19 protein-coding genes are annotated in these 24,909 nt (G+C 66.2%); 11 read left to right on the forward strand and 8 right to left on the reverse strand.

The genetic code is table 11. The annotated features are described in order from the left end of the window. Nucleotides 1-598: 598 nt before the first annotated feature. The 5 genes from mdtD to LC407_RS09865 form a co-directional block, all read right to left on the reverse strand. Complete coding sequence (gene mdtD, locus LC407_RS09845; protein ID WP_025876990.1) at nt 599-2,008, reverse strand: multidrug transporter subunit MdtD; 1,410 nt, start codon at nt 2,006-2,008, stop codon at nt 599-601. 91 nt (nt 2,009-2,099) lie between these two features. Beyond that, nucleotides 2,100-3,182, reverse strand: coding sequence for a uroporphyrinogen decarboxylase (gene hemE, locus LC407_RS09850; RefSeq protein WP_032951968.1), 1,083 nt, complete (start codon nt 3,180-3,182; stop codon nt 2,100-2,102). A 28-nt stretch (nt 3,183-3,210) separates the two neighbouring features. Further along, complete coding sequence (locus tag LC407_RS09855; RefSeq protein ID WP_025876992.1) at nt 3,211-3,450, reverse strand: WGR domain-containing protein; 240 nt, start codon at nt 3,448-3,450, stop codon at nt 3,211-3,213. Nucleotides 3,451-3,578: 128 nt separating this feature from the next. Further along, on the reverse strand, nt 3,579-4,691 hold the full coding sequence (gene aroB / locus LC407_RS09860) for a 3-dehydroquinate synthase (RefSeq protein WP_223482752.1): 1,113 nt from the start codon (nt 4,689-4,691) through the stop codon (nt 3,579-3,581). Next, nucleotides 4,688-5,230, reverse strand: a complete 543-nt coding sequence (locus tag LC407_RS09865) for a shikimate kinase (RefSeq protein ID WP_032976596.1) — start codon at nt 5,228-5,230, stop codon at nt 4,688-4,690. Before LC407_RS09865 ends, aroB begins: the two co-directional genes overlap by 4 nt. A 98-nt stretch (nt 5,231-5,328) precedes the next feature. On the opposite strand from LC407_RS09865, the gene LC407_RS09870 reads away from it, so the two are divergent. Then, nucleotides 5,329-5,532, forward strand: a complete 204-nt coding sequence (locus tag LC407_RS09870) for a dodecin family protein (protein WP_025876997.1) — start codon at nt 5,329-5,331, stop codon at nt 5,530-5,532. A 6-nt stretch (nt 5,533-5,538) separates the two neighbouring features. Here LC407_RS09870 and LC407_RS09875 read toward each other — a convergent pair whose 3' ends face one another. Then, a complete protein-coding gene (locus tag LC407_RS09875) occupies nt 5,539-6,366 on the reverse strand; it encodes a kinase (protein WP_223482753.1) in 828 nt (275 codons plus the stop codon). A 40-nt stretch (nt 6,367-6,406) separates the two neighbouring features. Between LC407_RS09875 and pdxH the strand changes: the two genes are divergently transcribed. From pdxH to LC407_RS09890, 3 genes are all read left to right on the forward strand, one after another. Next, complete coding sequence (gene pdxH / locus LC407_RS09880; protein ID WP_033831770.1) at nt 6,407-7,006, forward strand: pyridoxamine 5'-phosphate oxidase; 600 nt, start codon at nt 6,407-6,409, stop codon at nt 7,004-7,006. A gap of 9 nt (nt 7,007-7,015) precedes the next feature. Continuing rightward, a complete protein-coding gene (locus tag LC407_RS09885) occupies nt 7,016-7,363 on the forward strand; it encodes a hypothetical protein (RefSeq protein WP_105164506.1) in 348 nt (115 codons plus the stop codon). 186 nt (nt 7,364-7,549) lie between these two features. Beyond that, nucleotides 7,550-8,014 (forward strand): DoxX family protein, encoded by a 465-nt coding sequence (locus LC407_RS09890; RefSeq protein WP_223482754.1) that lies wholly within the window; start codon nt 7,550-7,552, stop codon nt 8,012-8,014. A gap of 99 nt (nt 8,015-8,113) precedes the next feature. Here the strand turns inward: LC407_RS09890 and prpR are convergent, their stop codons facing one another. Continuing rightward, nucleotides 8,114-9,697 carry a propionate catabolism operon regulatory protein PrpR gene (gene prpR, locus LC407_RS09895; protein WP_025877006.1) on the reverse strand — a complete coding sequence of 528 codons (1,584 nt, stop codon included), beginning with the start codon at nt 9,695-9,697 and terminating at the stop codon, nt 8,114-8,116. Nucleotides 9,698-9,850: 153 nt separating this feature from the next. On the opposite strand from prpR, the gene prpB reads away from it, so the two are divergent. From prpB to LC407_RS09925, 6 genes are all read left to right on the forward strand, one after another. Further along, nucleotides 9,851-10,744 (forward strand): methylisocitrate lyase, encoded by an 894-nt coding sequence (gene prpB, locus LC407_RS09900; RefSeq protein ID WP_059064829.1) that lies wholly within the window; start codon nt 9,851-9,853, stop codon nt 10,742-10,744. A gap of 35 nt (nt 10,745-10,779) precedes the next feature. Next, complete coding sequence (gene prpC / locus LC407_RS09905; RefSeq protein ID WP_025877010.1) at nt 10,780-11,937, forward strand: 2-methylcitrate synthase; 1,158 nt, start codon at nt 10,780-10,782, stop codon at nt 11,935-11,937. A gap of 109 nt (nt 11,938-12,046) precedes the next feature. Beyond that, the gene (gene acnD / locus LC407_RS09910; protein ID WP_088100565.1) at nt 12,047-14,665 is read left to right on the forward strand and encodes a Fe/S-dependent 2-methylisocitrate dehydratase AcnD; all 2,619 of its coding nucleotides are present in this window, start codon (nt 12,047-12,049) and stop codon (nt 14,663-14,665) included. A 94-nt stretch (nt 14,666-14,759) separates the two neighbouring features. Beyond that, nucleotides 14,760-15,464, forward strand: coding sequence for a hypothetical protein (locus tag LC407_RS09915; RefSeq protein WP_223482755.1), 705 nt, complete (start codon nt 14,760-14,762; stop codon nt 15,462-15,464). Between the two features lie 34 nt (nt 15,465-15,498). Beyond that, nucleotides 15,499-16,677 (forward strand): 2-methylaconitate cis-trans isomerase PrpF, encoded by a 1,179-nt coding sequence (prpF, locus tag LC407_RS09920; RefSeq protein ID WP_140227771.1) that lies wholly within the window; start codon nt 15,499-15,501, stop codon nt 16,675-16,677. A 186-nt stretch (nt 16,678-16,863) separates the two neighbouring features. Beyond that, nucleotides 16,864-18,324 (forward strand): bifunctional 2-methylcitrate dehydratase/aconitate hydratase, encoded by a 1,461-nt coding sequence (locus LC407_RS09925; protein ID WP_088100562.1) that lies wholly within the window; start codon nt 16,864-16,866, stop codon nt 18,322-18,324. Between the two features lie 147 nt (nt 18,325-18,471). Here the strand turns inward: LC407_RS09925 and LC407_RS09930 are convergent, their stop codons facing one another. After that, nucleotides 18,472-19,536 carry a WD40 repeat domain-containing protein gene (locus LC407_RS09930; RefSeq protein ID WP_154231511.1) on the reverse strand — a complete coding sequence of 355 codons (1,065 nt, stop codon included), beginning with the start codon at nt 19,534-19,536 and terminating at the stop codon, nt 18,472-18,474. Nucleotides 19,537-19,990: 454 nt separating this feature from the next. On the opposite strand from LC407_RS09930, the gene LC407_RS09935 reads away from it, so the two are divergent. Continuing rightward, nucleotides 19,991-24,898, forward strand: coding sequence for an alpha-2-macroglobulin (locus tag LC407_RS09935; protein WP_223482756.1), 4,908 nt, complete (start codon nt 19,991-19,993; stop codon nt 24,896-24,898). Nucleotides 24,899-24,909: the final 11 nt, after the last annotated feature.

Genomic DNA, 24,909 nt, shown 5'->3' on the forward strand with positions numbered 1-24,909 from the left:
GAATCAACGGCAAAAGCAAAAGCAAAAGCAAAAGCTGGCATTCCGTGGGATGGCGGGGTGGGTCCGGTTGCGGGGGACGCTGCAAGTACGTCCCTGTAAGCTCGGTCGCGCCATCCATGGCGCTCACGCCCCCGCAACCGGACCCACCCCGCCTTCGACAGATTTCCGCGATCTGTCGGAACGGCGTTCTGTGTTGCTGTTGGTGGGCGGCATGGGGTCAGATCCGTTTCCCGCAGGAAAACGGATCTGACCCCAGAATTATTTCGATATCTGACAGAGATTCATCCACGCATGGCGTGGATCTACCAGACGCCGGGAAACTGTCGGAGGTGGGGCGGTGTCGGATTGCGGGGTGTCAGCCGCATGGGGCCGAGGCATGCCTCGGGCGGGTTGGGCAGGACGCCCAACCCCGGTCTTGCCGTGTGCGCAGGAAAGCGCACACGAGCAAGCGGCTGCCAAGCCTACAAGGACGTACTTGCGGCGTCCCCGCACTCCGACACCGCCCCGCCATCCCACGGAATATCCGCTGTTGCTGTTGCTGTTGCCGTCGCCCTTGCTTCGGCCTCTGCAGGTGCAGGGCGCAGCCCTGCCGAACCCTCTACTCCGCTACTTCTTCTACCTGGCGCGGTTCGGGCTTGGTGTCGGGCAACTGCCAGAAGATCAGCGTCGACGTGAGCGTGATCGCGCCCACGCACAGGAACGTGGCGTGCAGCGCAGCCGTGGCGCCGTGGCCTTCCAGCTGCGTGCCGAATGCGGCCAGCAGGCTGCCTGCGGCGGCTGCACCGAAGCCGGCGGCGAGCATCATCACCATCGACAGCAGGCTGTTGCCGGAACTGGCGAACTCGCGGTCGAGGTCGCGCAGGGTGACGGTGTTCATCACGGTGAACTGCAACGAATTGACCGCACCGAAGAACGCCAGCTGCAGCAGGCGCACGGCCAGGTGCTGGCCCGGTGTCATCAGGATGAAGCTGGCCATCGCCAGGCCGACCAGCACGGTGTTGGTCATCAGCACGCGGCGATAGCCGTAGCGTTCAACCAGTTTCACCGCCAGCTTCTTCGACACCATGCCTGCGGCGGCCACGGGCACCATCATCAGGCCGGCGTTCATCGGCCCGAGGCCAAGGCCGACCTGCAGCAGCAGCGGAATCAGCATCGGCATGGCACTGCTGCCGATGCGCGAGAACAGGTTGCCGAGAATGCCGATGCGGTAGCTGGGCACGCGGAACAGTGCCAGGGAGAACAGCGGTGCCGTTGAATTTGCCGCGTGCAGCCAGTAACCGACCAGCGCGGCCAGGCCGGCCACGGTCATCAGCATCACCAGCGCGTGTGGTGTACCGAGCCCGGAAATCCCATCCAGTGCCAGCGACAGCACCACCATCGCAAAGGCCAGCATGGCGTAGCCGCGAAGGTCGAACCGGGTGCGGTGGCTGGCGTAGTGGTCGGGCATGATCTTCATCGCCGCGATGAAGCCGATGACGCCGATCGGCAGGTTGATCAGGAACACCCAGTGCCACGAGGCGATCTCGACCAGCCAACCACCCAGCGTGGGGCCGATCAGCGGACCCACCAGTGCGGGAATGGCGATGAAGCTCATCGCACGCAGGAAGTCCTCGCGTGGCACCGAGCGCATCACCGCCAGGCGCCCGACCGGCAGCAGCATCGCGCCGCCGATGCCCTGCAGTACGCGCGCGGCCACCAGCTGGTGCAGCTGCTGCGCCATCGCGCAGGCCAGCGAGCCGAGGGTGAACAGGATGATCGCCACCAGGAAGGTGCGTCGGGTGCCGTAGCGGTCGGCGATCCAGCCGGAGGCGGGAATGAAGGTGGCCACTGCCAGCGCGTAGCTGAAGACCACCGACTGCATCTGCAGGGGGCTTTCGCCAAGGCTGGCCGCCATCGCCGGCAAGGCCGTGTTGACGATGGTCGAGTCCAGCATCTGCATGAAGATCGCCAGCGAAACCAGCCACAGCAGGGGACGCTGGCGGGTGTAGGTCGATGGCGCTGTGGACATGGGGCGTGGCCGGTGCAACGTGGGGGCGCCATGATCGCGCACTGCGGGTCACGGCGCGATCAACATCGCGCCGTGATTGCCTGCGCGATGCTCAGCGTTGGCTGTGTGCGTGCACTGCGTCGACCAGCACCTGTACATGGGCCGGGTCCATGTCCGGCGACATGCCGTGGCCGAGGTTGAACACATGGCCCTCGCGCGAACCACCGTTGCCGGCGGCATAGGTATCGAGCACGCGTGCGGCCGCAGCGGCGATCGCATCAGGCGAGGCATACAACGTGGTCGGATCCAGGTTGCCCTGCAGCGCTACGCGGCCACCGGTGCGGCGCAGCGCTTCGTCCAGGTCCAGCGTCCAGTCCAGGCCGAGCGCATCGGCGCCGGTCTGCGACAGCGCTTCCAGGTGCAGGCCGGTGCCCTTGCCGAACAGGATCAGCGGCGTGCGCTCGCTGCCTTCGCCGCGCTCCAGGCCTTCGGCGATGCGCTGCAGATAGCGCAGCGAGAACTCGCGGTACATTGCCGGCGACAGCACGCCGCCCCATGTGTCGAACACCTGCAGGGCCTGCGCACCGGCCGCGCGCTGCGCGCCGAGGTAGGCAATCACCGCATCGGTGGTTACCTCCAGCAGGCGGTGCAGGGCCTGCGGATGGTTCAGCGCCATCGCCTTGATGCGCGCGAAATCCTTGCTGCCGCCGCCCTCGACCATGTAGCAGGCCAACGTCCACGGGCTGCCCGAGAAACCGATCAGCGGCACCTGGCCATCCAGTTCGCGGCGGATCAGGCGCACCGCGTCCATCACATAGCCCAGATCCTGCTCCATGTCCGGCACCGCCAGCCTGGCGATGGCCGCTTCATCGCGTACCGGGTGGCGGAACTTCGGGCCTTCGCCTTCGACGAAGTACAGCTCCAGGCCCATGGCATCGGGAATGGTGAGGATGTCCGAGAACAGGATGGCCGCGTCCAGCGGGAAGCGGCGCAGCGGCTGCAGGGTGACTTCGCAGGCGATCTCCGGGTTCTTGGCCATGGCCAGGAAGCTGCCGGCCTTGGCCCGGGTGGCGCGATATTCCGGCAGGTAGCGGCCGGCCTGGCGCATCAGCCAGACAGGGGTGCAGTCCACCGGTTCGCGGCGCAGGGCGCGCAGCAGGCGATCGTTGCGGAGAGGGCTGGTCACAGTGGGCATTCCTTGGGCGAAAAGAGCAGCGGCGCAGTCAGTCGCCGTGCGAAAGAATCTGGAAGCCCCGATGCAGTTCGGCATCGCGGGCTTTGTCGTACGCGTGGCGGGCTTCGTCGGCCGTCAGGTACAGCTCGCGCCGCAGCTGCGAGCGGGCGCCGACGCGGCCGGATTCACGCAGCAGTTCCCAGCCGCCGAACAGGTCCGGGACCAGGGTCAGGCGCAGGAAGCGCGGTGCCTGGGCACCGTCGGCGGGTTGTTGCAGGTGGACGTGCATGGCACCGATTGTAGCGGGGGCGAGGTGAGCCCTGCCGCAACGCTGATCCGGTAGTGCCGGCCGCTGGCCGGCAACCTCATGAAACCTCCCAGGTAGCGCCGGGCCATGCCCGGCGAACGCGGAAGCGGTCAGCCTGCGCCCAGCACCTTCAGTACCGCCGCTTCATCCACGTCCGGTACGACTTCGGCGCGGCCCATGCCACGCCACAGCACCAGGCGCAGGCGGCCGGCCACGTTCTTCTTGTCCAGGCGCATGCGGCCGAGCAGGGCCTGCGGGTCCAGCCCGGCGGGGATTGCCACCGGCAGGCCAAGCTGTTCCAGCAGCGCCTGCAGGCGCACCCGGTCGGCGTCGTCGGCCAGGCCCAGGTGGGTGGAGAGGCGGGCCGCCAGCACCATGCCCACCGCTACGGCCTCACCGTGGTTCAGCGCATCGCGCCCCGGTGCGGAGTAGCCCTGTTCGGTTTCGATCGCGTGGCCGAAGGTGTGTCCCAGGTTGAGCAGGGCGCGCTCGCCCTTCTCGAAGGGATCGCGCTCGACGATGGCGGCCTTGTGCCGGCAGCTGCGGGCGATGGCCTCGGCGATGACCGCATCCTCGCCGGCCGCCAGTGCCTCGGCATGCTGCTGCAGCCACTCGAAGAACACCGCATCGCCCAGCGCGCCGTACTTCACCACTTCGGCCAGGCCGGCGCGCAGCTCGCGCGGCGGCAGGGTGGCCAGCACGCGGGTATCGGCGATCACCGCACGCGGTGGGTGGAACGCACCGACCAGGTTCTTGCCGGCCGGGATATCCACGGCGGTCTTGCCGCCCACCGAGGAGTCGACCATCGCCAGCAGCGTGGTCGGCAGCTGCACGCAGTCGATGCCGCGCATCCAGCAGGCCGCGGCAAAGCCGGCGAGATCGCCGACCACACCACCACCGAGGGCGAACACGCAGGCATCGCGGGTCGCGCCGAGCGCGGCCAGCGCTTCGATGACCGAGCCGAACTCGGCCAGGGTCTTGGAGGCTTCGCCGGCGGCCAGCACATGCTCAGCCAGGATCAGGTCCGGGCGTGCGGCCAGCAGGGTCTGCTTGGTGGCATCCAGATAGCGTGGCGCAACCTCGCTGTCGCTGACCAGCAAGACATGGCGGCCACGCACATGGCTGGCCAATGCGGCGCCGTCGGCCTGGGCGCCGGCACCGATGGTGATGGAATAGGGACGGTCGCCGCCAACGGCGACCTGCAGCAGGGCAGGGGAAGTCATGCAGTGGGGTCCTGTCGCTGCCAGTGCGTGGCCAGCTTGACGACAAGCTGGGCAGTGGCATCGGCGGCGGTAAACGGGTCGGTATCAAGAGTGACATCGGCGAGGTCGCGATACAGCGGGTCGCGATGCGCGGCCAGATCATGCAGCACCTGTTCGCGGTCCGGCCGCTGCAGCAGTGGCCGGGCCTTGTCGCGTGACAGACGCTCCAGCTGGGCTGCGACGCTGACCCGCAGGTAGACGACAAAGCCTCGCTTGGCGATCAGGGCGCGATTGTCCGGGTCAAGCACGGCACCGCCGCCGGTGGACACCAGCTGGCCACGGCCGGCCAGCACCTGCGCCAGCGCCTGGCGCTCATGGGCGCGGAAACCGGCTTCGCCGGAATGCTCGAAGATCGTGGGGATGCTGGCCCCGGTCGCATCGACGATGGCCTGGTCGACGTCGACGAAGTCCAGCGTGAAGCGCTCGGCGAGGCGGCGGCCGATGCAGGTTTTACCGGCACCCATCGGGCCGATCAGGATCAGGTTCGGAGCGGGATTCATGCCCTCTGATGCTAACACCTCCGTGCCTTGGCCTTTACGTTCTTCACGTCAGGGTGGAGGTTCCTGCGGGGTATCCCGCGCCTGATGGAGTGCCTGCCATGTCGGTTGCCAAGGTCATCGAAATCAATGCGTCCTCGCCCAAGAGCGTGGAGGACGCAGTGCGCAGCGGTTTGAAGAAGGTGTCCGGGACGGTCAAGGGCATCCAGGGCGCCTGGATCAACGAGACCAAGGTGGTCACCGACGGCAACGGTGAGATCACCGAATGGCGGGTGAACCTGCGGGTCACCTTCCTGGTGGAGTGAGGCTGCTCAGCGCAGCCCTTGCACCTGGCGCTGGGCATCCAGCGCCACTACCCGGTCGGCAATGGCCGGCAGCGCACGCAACGCCTGCCGGCTGACCCGCTCGTAGTACTGCACGAAGCGCTCCAGCTGGGGGCGGTTCATGCCGTGCCGCCCCGGCTGGGCCGCCTGCAGGTTCTGCTCCTGCTGCCAGCGCCAACGCGGCACCACCGAAAAATCAGGGGGTTGCAGGAACCACAAGCGGTCGCAACGCTGCCACAGCGCCGGATAGTCGCGGGCCAGCGCCTGGTTGCACCAGCGCCGCCAACGGCCATCGGCATCGGCCTCGCGCTCCAGGGCGTTGAGCGGGATATCCAGTTCGGCATCGTCCTGCGCTGGGGTGCCCAGGAACCAGCCCTCGAACACCAGCAGGTCCAGCGGCGTTTGCAGCTGCGGCCACTGCGCTTCGGGCAGGCGCTCGTCGGCCAGCTTGTCGAAGCGGGGCAGGGCCAGGGGCTGTCGTGCTGCCACTGCGTCCAGTACCGCATGTGCCAGCGGCAGGTCGTGGGTGCCCGGTGGACCACGGGTGATCAACAACGGATGTACTTGCCGGGCAAGGCGCTGGCGTTGTGCGCGGGTCAGGTAGACATCGTCGATGGACAGCGTTGCGGCGTTCAGGCCACGCGCCTGGGCACGGGCAACCACCTGCGCGGCCAGCGTCGATTTGCCGCTCCCCTGCAGGCCGCTGATCGCCAATACTGGAACGGCTGTGCTGCTGCCCAGCGCGTCATCCAGCGCCTGCTCGACCACTGTTTCGGGGAATCCTTTCACCTGGGGCATGTACGCAGCGGCGACCATGCCGCCACAATAGCCCAAACCGTGTGAGAAGAATGCTGTCATGAGCGACCTGTACGCCGAAGCCCTGTCGACCTTTGCCGCCCTATTCGAAGAAGCGAAACAGAGCCGCGAAGTCGAGCCCAATGCGATGACCGTGGCGACCGCCGATGTGCAGGGCCGGCCATCGGCGCGCACCGTGCTGTTGAAGGCGTTCGATGAGCGCGGCTTCGTGTTCTACACCCACCTGGACAGCCACAAGGGTAACGAGCTGCAGGCCAATCCGCAGGCGGCGCTGCTGTTCCTGTGGCGCAGCCTGCGCGAGGCCGGCATCCAGGTGCGCATCGAGGGACGCGTGGAGCAGGTGGCCGATGCCGAGGCCGACGCCTATTTCGCCAGCCGTCCGCGCATGAGCCAGATCGGCGCGTGGGCGTCGCTGCAGTCGAAGACGTTGAACTCGCGCGAGGAGTTCGACGCGCGCGTGGCCGAGGTCGAGGCGCGCTTCGAGGGCAAGGACGTGCCGCGTCCGGACGGTTGGAGTGGTCTGCGGGTGGTGCCTGACCGCATCGAGTTCTGGTACGGCGCGCAGTTCCGCCTGCACGAGCGCTGGTGCTACGAAGCGGGTGCCGAAGGGCGCTGGAGCAAGCGCTTGTTGTACCCGTAAGGCACCGTGATGCAACGCGTGCCGCTGTATCGCGTGGTGGTGTTCGTGCCGGTGCCTGCCCTGGAGGCGGTGAAGCAGGGCATCCTTTCGGTGGATGCGCTGGTGGCCGGCGATTACGAGCACGGCATGTGGTGGTCCGCGCCGGGGTTCGAACAGTTCCGGCCACGCGTGGGTGCGATCCCCACGCAGGGCGAGGCGGGGCAGACCGAGGTGGTCGACAGCGTGCGGCTGGAGTTCTGCCTGCCGCGCGATCCGCAGCGGCTACAGCGCATCCTCGAGCACGGCATCGTGCCGCATCACCCGTGGCAGGTGCCGGTGGTGCAGGTGGAAGAGATCGAGCTGCTGCTGGCCGGGTAGATCCACGCCATGCGTGGATGGAAAGGTCGGTACACCTGCATCGTAGGGTCGAGCCTGTACCACTGCCATTGTTCCAACGCGTACCACTGCGAGAGCCGTTTGTCGCAAACGGACTGGCCAGCTTCATGTGCGAGCAGGTCAGCGAACCGCACACTCCGACCGATGCCCTCGAAATCCGGAGTCGCCATGCCCTCCTGGCGTTGCCTGTTTACCGTGCCACCGCCGCGCCAGGGCGTGGAAGCGCTCCTGTTGCTGCTCGCACGTGTCGTCGCCGGGGTGATGTTCTGCGTATCGGGCTGGAACAAGGTGTTCACCGACGCCGGACGCGAGCGCATGGTGCATACGCTGGTCGATGCAGGTATCCCGTTTCCCGTGTTCAGTGCGCCGGTGCTCGGCGGCATTGAATGGATCGCAGGTGGACTGCTTGTACTGGGCCTGCTCAGCCGCCCATCGGCACTGCTGCTGGCGGGGATCTGCGCGGTGGCGGCACTGACCGATGGCATCGCGCGTATCCCTGCGGGGCTGAGCGTGCCGGATTGGCTGAGCTGGTTCTTCTACCTGAGCGAAGTGCCGCTGGGCGTGCTGCTGCTATGGGTTGCGGCCGTGGGCAGTGGACGGTTCGCCATCGAAGCGCGCGCGGCGCCCCAGTAGATCCACGCCATGCGTGGATGGGGTGCTTGGGAAAAAGCGGTGCGACCCAAGGTTCGCACCCACCAGGCATCGGTTCTGCACCAACCAGACGGCAGGACGTTACAACCCCTCCGCGCGCAGCCATCGCCACAGCGTGGTGCGTGACACACCCAGCGCCTGCGCCATGCCTTCGCGGTCATTGCGGTGTTCCTGCAGCAGCGCTTGCAGTTGCGCACGCGGCGGGCGCTTGCCGTTGTTTTCCACTGGCAGTGTGGCGGCGCCTTCGTTCACCAACTCCGGCGCCAGCTGCAGCAGGCGCGCTGCATCGATCAGCCCCTCACCCGGCTGCCAGTGGATGCGCAGCCTATCCACCAGATTGCGCAGTTCACGTACGTTGCCTGGCCAGTCGGCAGCGCTGAGCAGGGCCAGTGCTTCTGCATCCAGCGGTGCATCGATGCCGCGCAGTTCGCGGAAGAAGTGCGTGGTCAGCAGCGGGATATCGCCTCGACGTGCACGCAGAGTGGGCAGTGCGATGCGCAGCGCGGCCAGCCGGTAATACAGGTCGCGGCGGAAGCTGCCAGCCGCCGCGCGCTGCTCCAGCGATTGCAGGGTGGCGGCGACCACGCGCAGGTCGACCGGGGTCGGTTCGGTGGCACCCACGCGAAGCACTTCGCGTTCTTCCAGCACCCGCAGCAGGCGGGTCTGCAGCGGCAGCGGCAGTTCACCGATCTCGTCCAGGAACAACGTGCCGCCATCGGCTGCCTCGACCAGGCCGACGCGCCCCCCGCGGCGCGCACCGGTGAAGGCGCCGTCGCTGTAGCCGAACAGCTCCGCTTCCAGCAGTGATTCGCTGATCGCACCGCAGTTCAGCGCAACGAAGCGACCGCGACGACCGCTGGCGGCGTGCAGCTGGCGTGCAACCAGTTCCTTGCCGGTGCCGGTCTCGCCGGTAACCAGCACGGTGCTGTCGTGCGGGGCGTACAGCGCGATCTGTGCGCGCACGTCGGCCATCGCATTGCTGTCGCCGAGCAGGGCATGCGCATCGTTGCGTGCGGCGGTGCGGCGGCGCGGAGCCGGCCGGCTGCCGCCGGAGCGGGCCATGGCCTGGGTCAGCTCCAGCGCATGCTCGAACGCCTGCCGCACCGAATCAGCCGAGTACAGCAGCACGCCGGGCAGTCCGGCCTGTTCGGCATGGTCGATGGCCATGCCGGTGCCGACGATCACTTCGATACCGTTGGCGCGCAGGTCGGCGATGCAGTCGCGGGCATCTTCGCGGGTGACGAAGCGGCGGTGCTCGATGTCCAGGCCGAAGCTCTGCTGGAAGCTGCTGAACACCGGCACGTCGCTGGCATGGGTGACCAGGCCGATGCGTGGGGCGATGCGGCGGGCGCGCGCCAGCGCTTCCATCAGGTCGAAGCCATTGGCATGGATCGGTACCAGCGGCAGGTCCAGGCGACCGCGCAACCAGGCTGCATTGGAGCCGCCGGCAATCACCACGTCGCAGTGCTCGCGGCGCAGGCGCTGGCCGATCACTTCCACGGCCTCCTCGAAGCCCAGGTTGATCTGCTCGATGCGCGCGCGGCGGTCGAATTCGGGAATGACATCGCCCAGCAGGCCAGTCAGGCGCGAAACGCTGACCGTCCAGATCACCGGGCGGCCGGGGTCGGCATCGGCGTGGCGCAGGGGCGAGCGGGGCAGGTACATGCACGGATACCGGGAGGCGATGTTTCATGATACATCTGTTTCAGTGTTTCATATGTTTCAGTGTTGCGGGCCGGTCATCCCCGTGAAATCAACCGCTTGCAGGTTGGCACGGTGTTTGCGCTTACCCCTGTGTCCTTCAACCTGGATCGCCGCATGACCGTTTCGACCCTCTCTTCCGCCGGTGCCCGCTTCCGCGAGGCACTGGCTGCCGAATCGCCGCTGCAGGTGATCGGCGCGATCAACGCCAACCATGCGCTGCTGGCCAAGCGCGCGGGTTTCCGTGCCATCTACCTGTCCGGCGGTGGCGTGGCCGCCGGCTCGTTGGGCCTGCCGGACCTCGGCATCAACACCCTGGAAGACGTGCTGGTGGACGTGCGCCGCATCACCGATGTCTGCGACCTGCCGCTGATGGTCGACATCGACACCGGCTTTGGCCCGAGCGCGTTCAACATCGCGCGCACGGTGAAGTCGCTGATCAAGGCCGGCGCGGCCGCCTGCCATATCGAAGACCAGGTCGGCGCCAAGCGCTGCGGTCATCGCCCGGGCAAGGAGATCGTCTCGCAGGGCGAAATGGTCGACCGCGTGAAGGCCGCTGCCGATGCCAAGACCGATCCGGACTTCTTCCTGATCGCGCGCACCGACGCCATCCAGGTGGACGGCGTGGACAAGGCCATCGAGCGTGCCATCGCCTGCGTCGAAGCCGGTGCCGACGGCATCTTCGCCGAGGCCGCCTATGACCTGGAGACCTACCGCCGCTTCGTCGATGCGGTGAAGGTGCCGGTGCTGGCCAACATCACTGAATTCGGCGCGACCCCGCTGTTCAGCCGCGACGAGCTGGCTTCGGCCGGCGTGGCCATCCAGCTGTTCCCGCTGTCCGCTTTCCGCGCCGCCAACAAGGCCGCCGAGAACGTCTACCAGACGATCCGCCGTGAGGGCCACCAGCGCAACCTGATCGACAGCATGCAGACCCGCGAGGAGCTGTATGACCGTATCGGCTATCACGCCTTCGAGCAGCAGCTCGATGCGCTGTTCGCCGCCAAGAAATAAGCAGTACCCTGCACCATCAAGTTTCGGAGGGAAACATGAACGATACGACCGCAACCCCGACCTTCAAGCCGAAGAAGTCCGTCGCCCTGTCCGGCACCGCTGCCGGCAACACCGCGCTGTGCAGCGTCGGCCGCAGTGGCAACGACCTGCACTACCGTGGCTACGACATCCTGGACCTGGCCAACACCAGCGAGTTCGAGGAAATCGCCTACCTGCTGGTGCATGGCAAGCTGCCGACCCGCGCCGAGCTGGTCTCCTACAAGGCCAAGCTGAAGTCGCTGCGTGGCATTCCGGCCGCGGTGAAGGCCGCGCTGGAAGAACTGCCGCCGTCGGCGCACCCGATGGATGTGATGCGCACCGGCGTGTCCGTGCTCGGCTGCGTGGCGCCGGAGAAGGATGACCACAACCATCCGGGCGCGCGCGACATCGCCGACAAGCTGATGGCCTGCCTCGGTTCGATGCTGCTGTACTGGTACCACTGGAGCCACAACGGCCGCGCGATCGACGTGGAAACCGATGATGACTCCATCGGTGGCCACTTCCTGCACCTGCTGCACGGCGAGAAGCCGCAGGATTCGTGGGTGAAGGCGATGCACACCTCGCTGATCCTGTACGCCGAGCACGAGTTCAACGCTTCGACCTTCGCCTGCCGCGTCATCGCCGGCACCGGCAGCGACATGTACAGCGCGATCTGCGGTGGCATCGGCGCGCTGCGTGGCCCCAAGCACGGCGGCGCCAACGAAGTGGCGTTCGAAGTGCAGAAGCGCTATGACAATCCGGACGAAGCCGAGGAAGACATCAAGGCCCGCGTGGAGCGCAAGGAAGTGGTGATCGGTTTCGGCCACCCGGTCTACACCGTGTCCGATCCGCGCAACAAGGTGATCAAGGACGTCGCCCGCGAACTGTCCGAAGAGCAGTCGAGCATGAAGATGTACGACATCGCCGAGCGCCTGGAAACGGTGATGTGGGACATCAAGAAGATGTTCCCGAACCTGGACTGGTTCAGCGCCGTCAGCTACCACATGATGGGCGTGCCGACCGCGATGTTCACCCCCCTGTTTGTGATCGCCCGCACCGCCGGCTGGAGCGCGCACATCGTCGAACAGCGTATCGACGGCAAGATCATCCGCCCGAGCGCCAACTACATCGGCCCGGAAGATCGCGACTTCGTGGCCATCGACAAGCGTTCCTGATCATCGCCACTGTTGCACTGCTGCATGCATCCGGCCGGCCCCGTGCCGGCCGGATGCCGTCACCGCCGTATTGCCGGCACCCGGCCCGCCACGAGCATTCCGCCAGCCCATGAATACCGATTACCGCAAGTCCCTCCCCGGCGCCTCGCTGGACTATTTCGATGCGCGCGCCGCCGTCGACGCGATCCAGCCCGGCGCCTACGCCACGCTGCCGTACGTGTCGCGCGTGCTGGCCGAGAACCTGGTGCGTCGCTGCGATCCGGCCACGCTGACCGACTCGCTGAAGCAGCTGATCGAGCGCCGTCGCGACCTGGATTTCCCGTGGTTCCCGGCGCGCGTGGTGTGCCATGACATCCTCGGCCAGACCGCGCTGGTGGATCTGGCCGGCCTGCGCGATGCGATCGCCGACAAGGGCGGTGATCCGGCCAAGGTCAACCCGGTGGTGCCGGTGCAGCTGATCGTCGATCACTCGCTGGCAGTGGAGTGCGGTGGTTTCGATCCGCAGGCGTTCGAGAAGAACCGCGCCATCGAGGACCGTCGCAACGAGGACCGCTTCCACTTCATCGACTGGACCAAGCTGGCCTTCGAGAACGTGGACGTGATTCCGCCGGGCAACGGCATCATGCATCAGATCAATCTGGAGAAGATGTCGCCGGTGATCTACGTGCAGGATGGCGTCGCTTTCCCCGATACCTGCGTGGGCACCGACAGCCACACCCCGCATGTGGATGCGCTGGGTGTGATCGCCATCGGCGTGGGCGGCCTGGAAGCAGAGAACGTGATGCTGGGCCGTGCGTCGTGGATGCGCCTGCCGGACATCATCGGTGTCGAGCTGACCGGTCGGCCGCAGCCGGATATCACCGCCACCGACGTGGTGCTGGCCCTGACCGAATTCCTGCGCAAGGAGCGCGTGGTCGGCGCCTGGCTTGAATTCTTCGGCGAAGGTGCCGCTGCACTCACCATCGGTGATCGCGCCACCATCTCCAACATGTGCCCCGAATACGGCGCAACCGCCGCGATGTTCTACATCGACGGCCAGACCATCGACTACCTGCGCCTGACTGGTCGCGAGGAAAAGCAGGTCGCACTGGTTGAAAACTACGCGCGCAGCACCGGCCTGTGGGCCGATGACCTGGCCACTGCGGAGTACGAGCGTGTACTGCACTTCGATCTGTCGACGGTGGTGCGCAACATGGCCGGCCCGAGCAATCCGCATCGCCGCCTGCCGGTATCGGAACTGGTCGAGCGCGGCATCGCCGATGCCGCCAAGCTGGAAGCCGGCAAGGCCGAGCAGGCACAGGGCCTGATGCCGGATGGCGCGGTGATCATCGCTGCCATCACCAGCTGCACCAATACCTCCAACCCGCGCAACGTGATCGCCGCCGGCCTGCTGGCACGCAAGGCCAACGAGCGCGGCCTGCTGCGCAAGCCTTGGGTGAAGTCATCGCTGGCACCCGGTTCCAAGGCAGTGCAGCTGTACCTGGAAGAAGCGGGCCTGCTGCCGGACCTGGAGAAGCTGGGCTTCGGCATCGTTGCCTTCGCCTGCACCACCTGCAATGGCATGAGCGGCGCGCTGGATCCGAAGATCCAGCAGGAAATCATCGACCGTGACCTGTACGCCACGGCGGTACTGTCGGGCAACCGCAACTTCGACGGCCGCATCCATCCATATGCGAAGCAGGCGTTCCTGGCCTCGCCGCCGCTGGTGATCGCCTACGCCATCGCCGGCACCATCCGCTTTGACATCGAGAAGGATGTGCTGGGCGTGGACACCGACGGCAACGAGGTGCGCCTGAAGGACATCTGGCCGAGTGATGCCGAGATCGATGCGGTGGTGAAGGCGGCGGTGAAGCCGGAGCAGTTCCGCAGCGTCTACAACCCGATGTTCAACGTACGCGTCGAACACGGCGCAGCGGTGAGCCCGCTATACGACTGGCGCCCGCAGAGCACCTACATCCGTCGTCCGCCGTACTGGGAAGGTGCACTGGCCGGTGAGCGCTCGCTGGCCGGCATGCGTGCGCTGGCGGTGTTGCCCGACAACATCACCACCGACCACCTGTCGCCGTCCAACGCGATCCTGGCCTCGAGTGCGGCTGGCGAATACCTGGCGAAGATGGGCCTGCCGGAAGAGGACTTCAATTCCTACGCCACCCATCGCGGTGACCACCTGACCGCGCAGCGTGCCACCTTCGCCAACCCGAAGCTGTTCAACGAGATGGTGCGCAATGAAGATGGCAGCGTGAAACAGGGTTCGCTGGCGCGCGTCGAGCCGGAAGGCAAGGTGATGCGCATGTGGGAAGCCATCGAGACCTACATGGAGCGCAAGCAGCCGCTGATCATCATCGCCGGTGCCGACTACGGGCAGGGTTCTTCGCGCGACTGGGCCGCCAAGGGCGTGCGCCTGGCTGGCGTGGAGGCCATCGTTGCCGAAGGCTTCGAGCGCATCCACCGCACCAATCTGATCGGCATGGGCGTGCTGCCGCTGGAGTTCAAGCCGGGCACCACCCGCCTGACCCTGGGCATCGATGGCACCGAAACCTTCGACGTCATCGGTGAACGTACGCCGCGTGCCGAGTTGCGCGTGGTCATCCACCGCCGCGACGGCCAGGACGTGATCGTGCCGGTCACCTGCCGCCTGGACAGTGACGAGGAAGTGGCGATCTACGAGGCCGGCGGCGTTCTGCAGCGCTTCGCGCAGGACTTCCTGGAAGGCGCCAAGGTGGCGTAAGGCAGCGAATAGCTTGCTTGCGTCGAGTTGCCGCCATGCTGGCTTCGGCCCGCATGGCGGTGGTCACGGAGGAGAGGGGCGTAGCCCCATCTGCATGGGAACCGCGTTCTACAACATCGCCGGCATAGTCAATACTGCCTTCATTCTGCTGAGCTTATTGGGCGTGAGCGCGCAATTGCGGTTGGTGCGCCTCCGCCGCGGACGCACGGACGCGACTGACACCGCCACTGCGGTGCTGTCGCTGAACCAGTTTACGGTCAGCTTCCTGGCTTACCTCTCCTTCTTCATCTATGGCTACAGCGTCACACCATTCAATCATTTCATTGTCTGGCCGCGGTTGCTCGCCTCGGTGCTGGTGATGGCCATCCTGGTGGAGATCTGGCGTGACCGCCGGAGCCGCTCCGCGACGACCAGCCTGCTGACAGCCGCGCTGCTGTTGATCTGCGCACTGGCTGGTCTGGCTTGGGGCGATCGTCATGTGGATGAAGGCAGGGTGGTGGCCAGTGCGGTGATCGTGGTCATTACCGCGTTGTTGGCCCAGGGCTACGCTCATCAGATTCTGCTGATTCTGCGCAATGGCCATACCGGTGCGGTGTCGCTGCGGATGAGTCAGCTGATCCTGCTGATGGACCTGTCCACGATTGTGTTTGCCTCCGCCATGGGCCTGCGGCTGGGCTGGCCGTTGCTCCTGCTGGCTGTGGTGAGTGGCAGCACCAAACTGGCCATCCTGTATCTGTTCCGTTGGCAACGCAGTGCGCAGGCTGACAGCCGCCGGCGGCGGCTGGCGTTGCAGTCCTGATGCTCCCTTCTTTTATTCTGTCGAGATGTCCACCATGACGTTCCTCCCGCAACTCCGTATTCCCGCTACCTACATGCGCGGTGGTACCAGCAAGGGCGTGTTCTTCCGCCAGCAGGACCTGCCCGAGGCCGCTCAGGTGCCGGGTGCGCCACGCGACGCGCTGCTGATGCGCGTGATCGGCTCGCCCGACCCGTATGGCAAGCAGACCGACGGCATGGGTGGGGCCACCTCCAGCACCAGCAAGTGCGTGATCATCTCCACCGCCTCGGTGCCGGATCACGACGTGGATTACCTGTATGGCCAGGTGTCGATCGATACCGCATTCGTGGACTGGAGCGGCAACTGCGGCAACCTCAGCACCGCCGTTGGTCCGTTCGCGATCGCCAACGGCCTGATCGATCCGGCCCGCGTGCCGCGCGATGGCCTGTGCACCGTGCGCATCTGGCAGGCCAATATCGGCAAGACCATCATTGCCCATGTGCCGATGCGCGATGGGCAGGTGCAGGAGATCGGCGATTTCGAGCTGGATGGCGTGACATTCCCGGCTGCCGAGATCCAGCTGGAATTCCTCGATCCGTCCGACGATGGTGACGCCGGTGCGATGTTCCCCACCGGCAACTTGATCGATACGCTGGACGTGCCGGGCGTGGGTAGTTTCGAGGTGACGATGATCACCGCCGGCATCCCGACCATCTTCCTCAACGCCGCCGACCTCGGTTACACCGGTACCGAACTGCAGCCGGCGATCAATGAAGACAAAGCGGCGCTGGAACGTTTCGAGAAGATCCGTGCCTACGGCGCGCTGCGCATGGGCTTGATCCAGAAACTGGAAGACGCGGCGACCCGCCAGCACACGCCGAAGGTAGCCTTCGTCGCCCCCGCGCAGGATTACGTGTCGTCCAGCGGCAAGGCGATCCCGGCCGCGGACATCGATCTGCATGCCCGCGCGCTGTCGATGGGCAAGCTGCACCACGCGATGATGGGCACCGCTGCAGTAGCGATCGGTACCGCCGCGGCGATCCCCGGCACGCTGGTCAACCGTGCTGCTGGCGGCGGCGAGCGCGAGGCCGTGACCTTCGGGCATCCGTCGGGCACGTTGCGCGTGGGTGCGCAGGCCGCACTCGTTGACGGCCAGTGGACGGTGTCCAAGGCCATCATGAGCCGCAGCGCCCGCGTGCTGATGGAAGGCAAGGTGCGCGTGCCGGCCGGGTGATGGCCTGGTAGTCGCCAACCTTGGTTGGCATGGCGCCGGCATTGCGCGGGTGGCGCTGCACCTGCTCTGGTAGTCGCCAACCTTGGTTGGCATGGCGCCGGCATCGCGCGGGTAAGGCCCAGCGCCAACCAAGGTTGGCGACTACCGGGTTTGTCGCAGCGTGCAACCCCACGAGGAGACCGAACAATGTCCGACAGCCACACCCCATCCAACGCCCGTGCAGCCTGGGATGCGCTGCTGGTGGACATCGTCGACTACGTGCGCGACACGCGCATCGACTCGCCGCTGGCGTTCCAGACCGCGCATCACTGCCTGCTCGACACGCTTGGCTGCGGGTTGGAGGCGCTGTCCTTCCCCGCCTGCAGCAAGCTGCTGGGCCCGCTGGTGCCGGGTATCAGCGTGGCCAACGGCGCGCGCGTCCCCGGCACCAACTTCGTGCTCGATCCGGTGCAGGCAGCCTTCAACATCGGCGCGATGGTGCGCTGGCTGGATTTCAACGACACCTGGCTGGCCGCAGAGTGGGGCCACCCCTCGGACAACCTCGGTGGCATCCTCGCCGTGGCCGACTGGCTTGGCCGCAACGCGGCCGCGTTGCGACGCCCGCCGCCGACCGTGCACGACGTACTGCTGGCGATGATCAAGGCGCACGAGATCCAGGGCGTGCTGGCGTTACGCAACTCTTTCAACCGGGTCGGCCTGGATCACGTGCTGCTGGTCAAGGTGGCCACCACCGCCGTCGTCGCGCAGATGCTGGGTCTGGACCGCGAGCGCATGCTCAATGCGGTGTCGCTGGCCTGGGTGGATGGACAGGCGCTGCGCACCTACCGGCATGCGCCCAACACCGGTTCGCGCAAAAGCTGGGCAGCCGGTGATGCGACCAGCCGTGGCGTACGCCTGGCGCTGATGGCCGCCACCGGCGAGATGGGCTACCCCAGCGTGCTCAGTGCACCGACCTGGGGCTTCGAAGCGGTATCGATGCATGGCCAGGCGCTGACCCTTGGCCGACCCTTCGGCAGCTACGTGATGGAGAACGTGCTGTTCAAGATCAGTTTCCCGGCCGAATTCCACGGGCAGACGGCGGTGGAGGCGGCGATCATCCTGCACCAGCAGCTGCGCGCGCAGGGGCGAACGGCCGAGGACATCGAGCACATCGCGATCCGTACCCAGGAAGCCTGCATCCGCATCATCGACAAGCAGGGGCCGCTGCACAACCCGGCCGACCGCGATCACTGCGTGCAGTACATGGTGGCCATCGCGCTGCTGCATGGGCGGCTGGTGGCCGAGGATTACGAGGACGACATGGCGGCCGATCCGCGCATCGACGCGCTGCGCGCGAAGATGACCTGCCATGAAGACCCGCAGCTCAGCGCAGACTACCTGGACCCGGACAAGCGCAGCATCGCCAACGGGCTGACGGTGCGCTTCAACGACGGCAGCGCGCTGCCGGAGGTGCTGGTGGAGTACCCGCTGGGCCACGCACGCCGGCGCGCAGAGGGTATCCCGCTGCTGATGGACAAGTTCCGCCGGCACCTGGCGCACCGCTTCCCCACCGCCCAGCAGCAGCGCATCCTGGCCGCCTCGCTGGACCCGGTGGCGCTGGCGGCGATGCCGGTGACCGACTACGTGGACCTGTACCTGCCGGGGTAGGGGGCACTTTGGTAGGTGCCAACCTTGGTTGGCACGCACCCAACGCCAACCAAGGTTGGCGACTACAGGGCTGCTCTGGTCGACGTCGCCCTTGGCGAAGTTTCCCTGGAGATGGTGCGATTACACGTCCGGAAAGGCTGCGCCGGATCAAACGACATACGTGGAAAGGCATCCGTAGTCTGTTCGCACCGAAATGGCGTTTTCTCCCGTCCATGCAATCTTTGCGGTACGGACCACATGATCGACGGGGAAGCGTCGAATTTCTTTCATGCCCGCGAAGTCATAGACGGCAATCTTCCCACGACGCATGACAGCCAGTCGCTTGCCATCGTTGTCCAGTGCAAAGTCAGTTCGCGTCATATCAGCGAACTCTGGCCATCCGGGGCGGGATTCTCCGGTTGCCGTGTCCAAGCACAGCAGGCGCCATTTGCCATACTGTTCCAAGGCCAACAGCCACCGCCCATCCACGCTCCACGCCATCTTGGTGATCATTTCGAAATCGCCTTGATGTTGGCGCACTGTCTTCGCCAGGGCGACATCGATGTACTCGATCTCACCCGGATTGGCACAGCAGGCGAGCGTTGCTGCATCCGGAGAGAGAGCGCCCATCATCTGCGGGGAATGACCTCCTACCATCGCAGCCTTGCGAGGCAAGTGCAGGGTGCGTTTGCCATTCGTGGGCCTCATCACCGTGATCTGCTCACCGGAATGCCACGATACATGTCCGTTGGACGTGGTGAGGAAGGAGGGCGACATGGCTGTTGCTTCACTGATTCGCTGAGGTGGTGTGCCGTCTGTGGACCAAAGATAGATTCCAGAGTCGAACTGGATCAGGAGTTGGTCTTTGTCGATGATAGGTATTGCGGACCAGGCGAGGTCAGTCTTGCTTGGTCGCCAACGTTGGCTGATATCAGCACCTTCGCCAACGAGCAGAAGCACATCGGTTGCTGCACCAAGCGCGTCTTCATCCTGATGTTGATTGGTCGACACCTTTCCATTGCAACCGGCAATCATCAGGGCGCCCGTGTAACCTCCACCAATGTAACGATGCATGCTCGGTTGCCCTGCGCCAGCATCGGGGTTCACCAGTACGAAGCCCTTCTTCAGCCGAGACCACTCCTGTTGAATGGCCCATTTCAGCGCTTCGTCCGGATTGGGAAAGTCTTTCAACTGTGACTTCAGCTTTGCGGGACTTCCGGAAATCACTTCCACGGAGTGGTCCTCCTGTCGGGTCCCCCATACCTTTGCGGTCGTTGGATCCTGAAGTAGTCGTACTCTTGTCATTACGATGGTCACTGCAATACGGGAAGCATTATGTCGATGCTACAGGCATGACCGGAGGCAGGTCGGGAGATGGCCGATTGAGGGGCATATCCGACATGCGGGGCCGGCTTCGGTCTCCTCGATGTACGACGTTGCGTGTCTTGGCGGAACCTGGGACAACGACCGTGACGGATTGACGGATGGCCTTGTGCTCGGGGGGCACGGGAGGTGGGCGGGTCGGACGGCCCCAGTTGCCTTTGCCGGGCGGGCCCGGCCGGGCTTCGGGTCATCGACCCCGCCGGGCATGGCCCGGCGCTACCGTTCCGATGCATTCCTGCCGAATCCGCGTCAACGCCTTGACGCGACGCGCCTATAATGGCCACCTCGATCAAGGAGTGACGACATGAGCGGTCCGGCACGGCGGATGCGGTGGGGATGGACGGCAGCATTGCTGGCAGGAGGGCTGTTGCTGGGTCTGGCCGGTTGCCGCAACGACAGCGGGCAGCTGCCAAAGGCCAGCGGCGAAGCCATCGCCACCAAGGCCGAGCAGGTGAAGGAGTTCACCCTGCTGCGTGCCTACCCGGACCAGAAGAGTGAAGGCCTGTCGCTGGCGCTGGAGTTCTCGCGCCCGCTGGTCGGCACCCAGGACTTCGACAAGCTGGTGCGCTTCGAAGAGAAGGTCGGCAACGATGACAGCAGCTGGACCCTGTCCGATGACGGCCTGACCCTGCGCTATCCCTTCGTCGAAGCCGGCAAGGAATTCAGCCTGGTGGTCTCGCCGGACCTGCTGGCCGCCGATGGCAGCCGCCTGGGCAAGGAACTGAAGCAGAAGGTCTTCAGCGGCGAGCTGAAGCCGGTGGCCGGTTTTGCCTCGCAGGGCAGCGTGCTGCCGGCCAAGGACAGCCGCGGCCTGCCGGTGGTGTCGGTGAACGTGCCGGAAGTCGATGTCGAGTTCCTGCGCGTGCGCGAGAAGGATCTGCCGACCTTCTTCAGCCAGTACCAGCGCGGTGGTCGCCGCGGCAGCTGGGAACTGAGCAGCGACTACGAGCGCAGCCCGATCAACAAGCTGGCCGAACCGGTCTACGTCAACCGCTTCATCCTGGGCGGCAAGCAGAACGAGCGGGTGCTGACCTACCTGCCGACCCAGGACATCAAGGAACTGCAGGAACCGGGGCTGTATTTCGCCCTGCTCAAGCGCACCGGTGATTACGAGGGCGAGTTCGATACCGCGTTCTTCTCGGTCAGCGACATCGGCCTGCACACCCGCGCGTACAAGGACAAGCTGTTCGTCCATACCGCCGCGCTGAAGGACGGTGCATCGCTGAAGGGCATCGACCTGCGCGTGCTCGATGCCAAGGGCGAAGTGGTGCTGAAGGGCAGTACCGACAGCAACGGCAATGCGCTGCTGAACTACACCCTGGATGCCACCCACGTGCTGGTGGCCAGCAGCGGCAAGGACACCAGCTTCCTGCCCTTCAACCAGCCGGCGCTGGACCTGAGCGAGTTCGCCGTGGCCGGCCGTGACAACGCCTGGTTCGATGTCTATGCCTGGTCGGGCCGGGACCTGTACCGGCCGGGCGAGACGGTGCGCCTGTCGGCGCTGCTGCGCGACAACGACGGCAAGCCGATCAAGAGCCAGCCGGTGTTCCTGCGCCTGAAGCAGCCCGATGGCAAGACCTTCCGCGAAACCCGCGTGCAGCCGGGCGAACAGGGCTACATCAACTTCGAGCAGACCATTCCCGCCGAGGCGCCGACCGGGCGCTGGCAGGTGGAGTTCCGCACCGACCCGGCCAGCAAGGAAGCGATCCAGGGCATGACCCTGCGCATCGAAGAGTTCCTGCCGGAGCGCATGAAGCTGGACCTGGACAGCGCGCAGAAGACGCTGAAGCCGGGTGAAGACCTGCGCCTGCAGGCCAACGGTGCCTATCTGTACGGTGCCCCGGCCGACGGCAACCGCTTCACCGCGCGCATGGCGGTGGCCGCCGAGCAGAAGCCGGTGGAGGGCCTGCCGGGCTACTTCTTCGGCGACCCGACCCTGCAGCTGCCGCGCGAAGCCAAGGATGTCATCGACACCACGCTGCCGGCCAATGGCCAGCTGCGCGAAGACGTGTCGTTGCCGGAAGAGGCGACCAAGGCGAAGGCGCCGATCGCGGTGGTGCTGTCCGGCAGCCTGTATGAAACCGGTGGCCGCACGGTCACCCGCACCCTGAAGCGGGTGGTATGGCCGGCCGCCGCACTGGTCGGCGTGCGCCCGTTGTTCAATCCGGACGACGGCGCTGATTCCAACGGCAACGCGCGGTTTGAACTGATGCGCGTGGATGCGGCCGGCAAGCCGCAGCCGGCCAAGGGCCTGAAGATCACCCTGGTGCGCGAGCTGCGCGACTACCACTGGACCTTCAACGACAACCGCTGGGACTACGATTTCACCCGCCGCTTCGAAAACAAGGAAACCCGTACCGTCGATGCCGGCGGCAGCGCGGTGGCCTTCGACTTCCCGGTGGAGTGGGGCGAGTACCGGGTGGACGTGTTCGATCCGTCCACCGGCCTGACCAGCCGTTATCCGTTCCGCGCCGGCTGGAGCTGGGGCGATGACAACCGTGGCCTCGATGCCCGCCCGGACAAGGTCAAGCTGGGCCTGGACAAGACCGGCTACAAGGCCGGCGATACCCTGGAAGTGACGGTGACCCCGCCGCACGCCGGCAAGGGCGTGCTGATGGTCGAGACCGACCGCATGCTGTACGTGCAGGATATCGACGCCAAGCCCGGTGCCACCTACAAGATCCCGGTCACCGCCGATTGGGAGCGCCACGACGTCTACATCACCGCGCTGGTGTTCCGCGGTGGCAGTGCGCCGAGCAAGATCACCCCGGCCCGCGCGGTGGGCGTGGTGCACGTGCCGATGGACCGCAAGGGCCGCACCGTGGCCGTCGGCCTGGCCGCGCCCAAGCAGATGCGACCGGAGCAGGACTTGCCAGTGACGGTCAGCGCACCGCAGCTGGCCGGCAAGGTCGCGCACGTCACGGTGTCGGCCGTGGACGTGGGCATTCTCAACATCACCCGCTTCCCGGTGCCCGATGCCGGCGCGCACTTCTTCGCCCAGCGCCGCCTCGGCATCGATGCCTATGACATCTACAGCCGGGTGATCGAGAGCTTCGACGGCGGCAGCGGCAAGCTGAAGTTCGGCGGCGACATGGCGCTGCAGGCGTTGCCGCAGGCCAAGCGGCCGACCGCGCGCGTGCAGACCGTGGACCTGTTCTCCGGCCCGGTGCAGCTCGATGCCAAGGGCATTGCCCGCATCCGCCTGAAAGTGCCGGATTTCAATGGCACCCTGCGGGTGTCGGCGCTGGTCTACAGCGATGACCAGTACGGCAAGCGCGATGTGGAAACCGTGGTGCGCGCACCGATCCTGGCCGAGGCCAGCATGCCGCGCGTGCTCGCCCCGGGCGACCGCAGCACGGTGACGCTGGACGTGCAGAACTTCACCGGCAAGCCCGGTCAGTTCAACGTGCGCGTGGACAGCGAAGGCCCGCTCAGCCTGGGCGAAGGCACGCGCAGCGTGCAGCTCAATGCCGATGCCAAGACCACGTTGAGCTTCCCGTTGTCGGCGCGCGAGGGCCACAGCGTGGCCAAGGTGCGCGTGCGTGTGGATGGCAACGGCTTCAAGGCCGACCGCCGCTACGATCTGCCGGTACGTGCGGCGTGGCCGCAGGTACTGCGCTCGCAGGTGCGCACGCTCGATCCGCTGGCGGCGGTGAGCCTGGATGGCAGCCTGATGGATGGGCTGATGTCCGAATCGGTCAATGCCCGCCTGCTGGTCAGCCCGCTGCCGCCGATCCCGTTCGCCAGCGCGCTGCAGGGCGCGCTGAACTACCCGTACGGCTGTGCCGAACAGACCACCAGCAAGGGCTACGCCGCGCTGATCCTGGACCAGGCCACGTCGTCCATGCTCGGCGCTGACGGCCTGGATGCGAAGACCCGTCGCGAGCGCATGGAAGGTGCGTTCGGTCGCCTGGCATCGATGCAGGTGGCCAACGGCAACTTCTCGATGTGGGGTGACGACGGCTACGTGAACCCGTGGCTGACCCCGTACATCGCCGAGTTCCTGCTCGATGCCAAGGACGGTGGCTTCGCGGTGCCGGACAACGTGCTGCAGAAGGCGCTGAACCGCCTGAGCGAAGACCTGCTGTCCGGTGGCAACCAGTTCTACGGCCAGGAAAAACGCGAAAGCCTGAAGTTCGCCAACCAGGCGTACTCGGGTTACGTGCTGGCCCGCGTCAACCGCGCGCCGCTGGGTACCCTGCGCACGCTGTACGACAACGAACGCAGCAAGGCCGTGGGTGGCCTGTCGCTGGTGCACCTGGGCGTGGCGCTGTCGCTGCAGGGCGATGCCAAGCGCGGCCAGGCGGCCCTTGCGGCGGGCTTTGCCAAGTCCAGCAGCGAGCGCCCGTCCTACTTCGGCGACTACGGCAGTGCCGTTCGTGATGATGCGCTGATGATCGCGCTGACCCACGAAAACAAGCTGGCCAAGCCGGCATGGGATGCACGCGCGGTTGATCTTGGCCGTGGCCTGGATGCGCGCCGCAACAGTGGCTGGATGTGGCTGAGCACGCAGGAACAGGTGGCCATCGCCCGCCTCGGCAAGGCACTGGCCGCCAACCAGAAGGCGCTGGTGGCCGGTGAGCTGGTGATCGGTGGCAACAGCGAGGCCATCGGCGAACGCAAGCTGTTTGGCCGCAACTTCGATGCAGGGCAGCTGGCCGCGGGCGTGCGCTTCACCCCGCAGGGACAGCCGCCGATGTTCGCCAGCATCGACGTGGCCGGCATTCCGCGCAGTGCGCCGGCGCCGGACAACAGCGTGATCGGCGTGGAGCGAAGCTACTTCGGCACCGATGGCAAGCCGTGGTCGCCGCGTCCGCTGAAGGAGGGCGAAGCGCTGATCGTGCGCGTCACCATCACCGCCGACAGCGAGATGCCCGATGCGCTGCTGACCGACCTGCTGCCGGCGGGCCTGGAGATCGAGAACCTCAACCTGGGCGATGCCAAGCAGTGGGCCGATGTGGTGGTCGATGGCATCACCATCAGCGACCGCAGCGAAGCGGCCGATACCAAGCACGAGGAGTTCCGCGATGACCGCTACGTGGCGGCGCTGAAGCTCTCGCGTGGCAGCAAGGCCAACGTGTTCTACCTGGTGCGTGCGGTCACTCCGGGTACCTACACGGTGCCGCCGTCGCTGGTGGAGGACATGTACCGGCCGCAGCTGCGTGGCGTCGGCCGCAGCAACCCGACCACGTTGACGGTGGTACAGCCGTGACCGTGCGGACG

It is taken from the genome of Stenotrophomonas sp. OVS01A (genome assembly GCF_019969775.1).
Taxonomy (GTDB): Bacteria; Pseudomonadota; Gammaproteobacteria; order Xanthomonadales; family Xanthomonadaceae; genus Stenotrophomonas; species Stenotrophomonas indicatrix.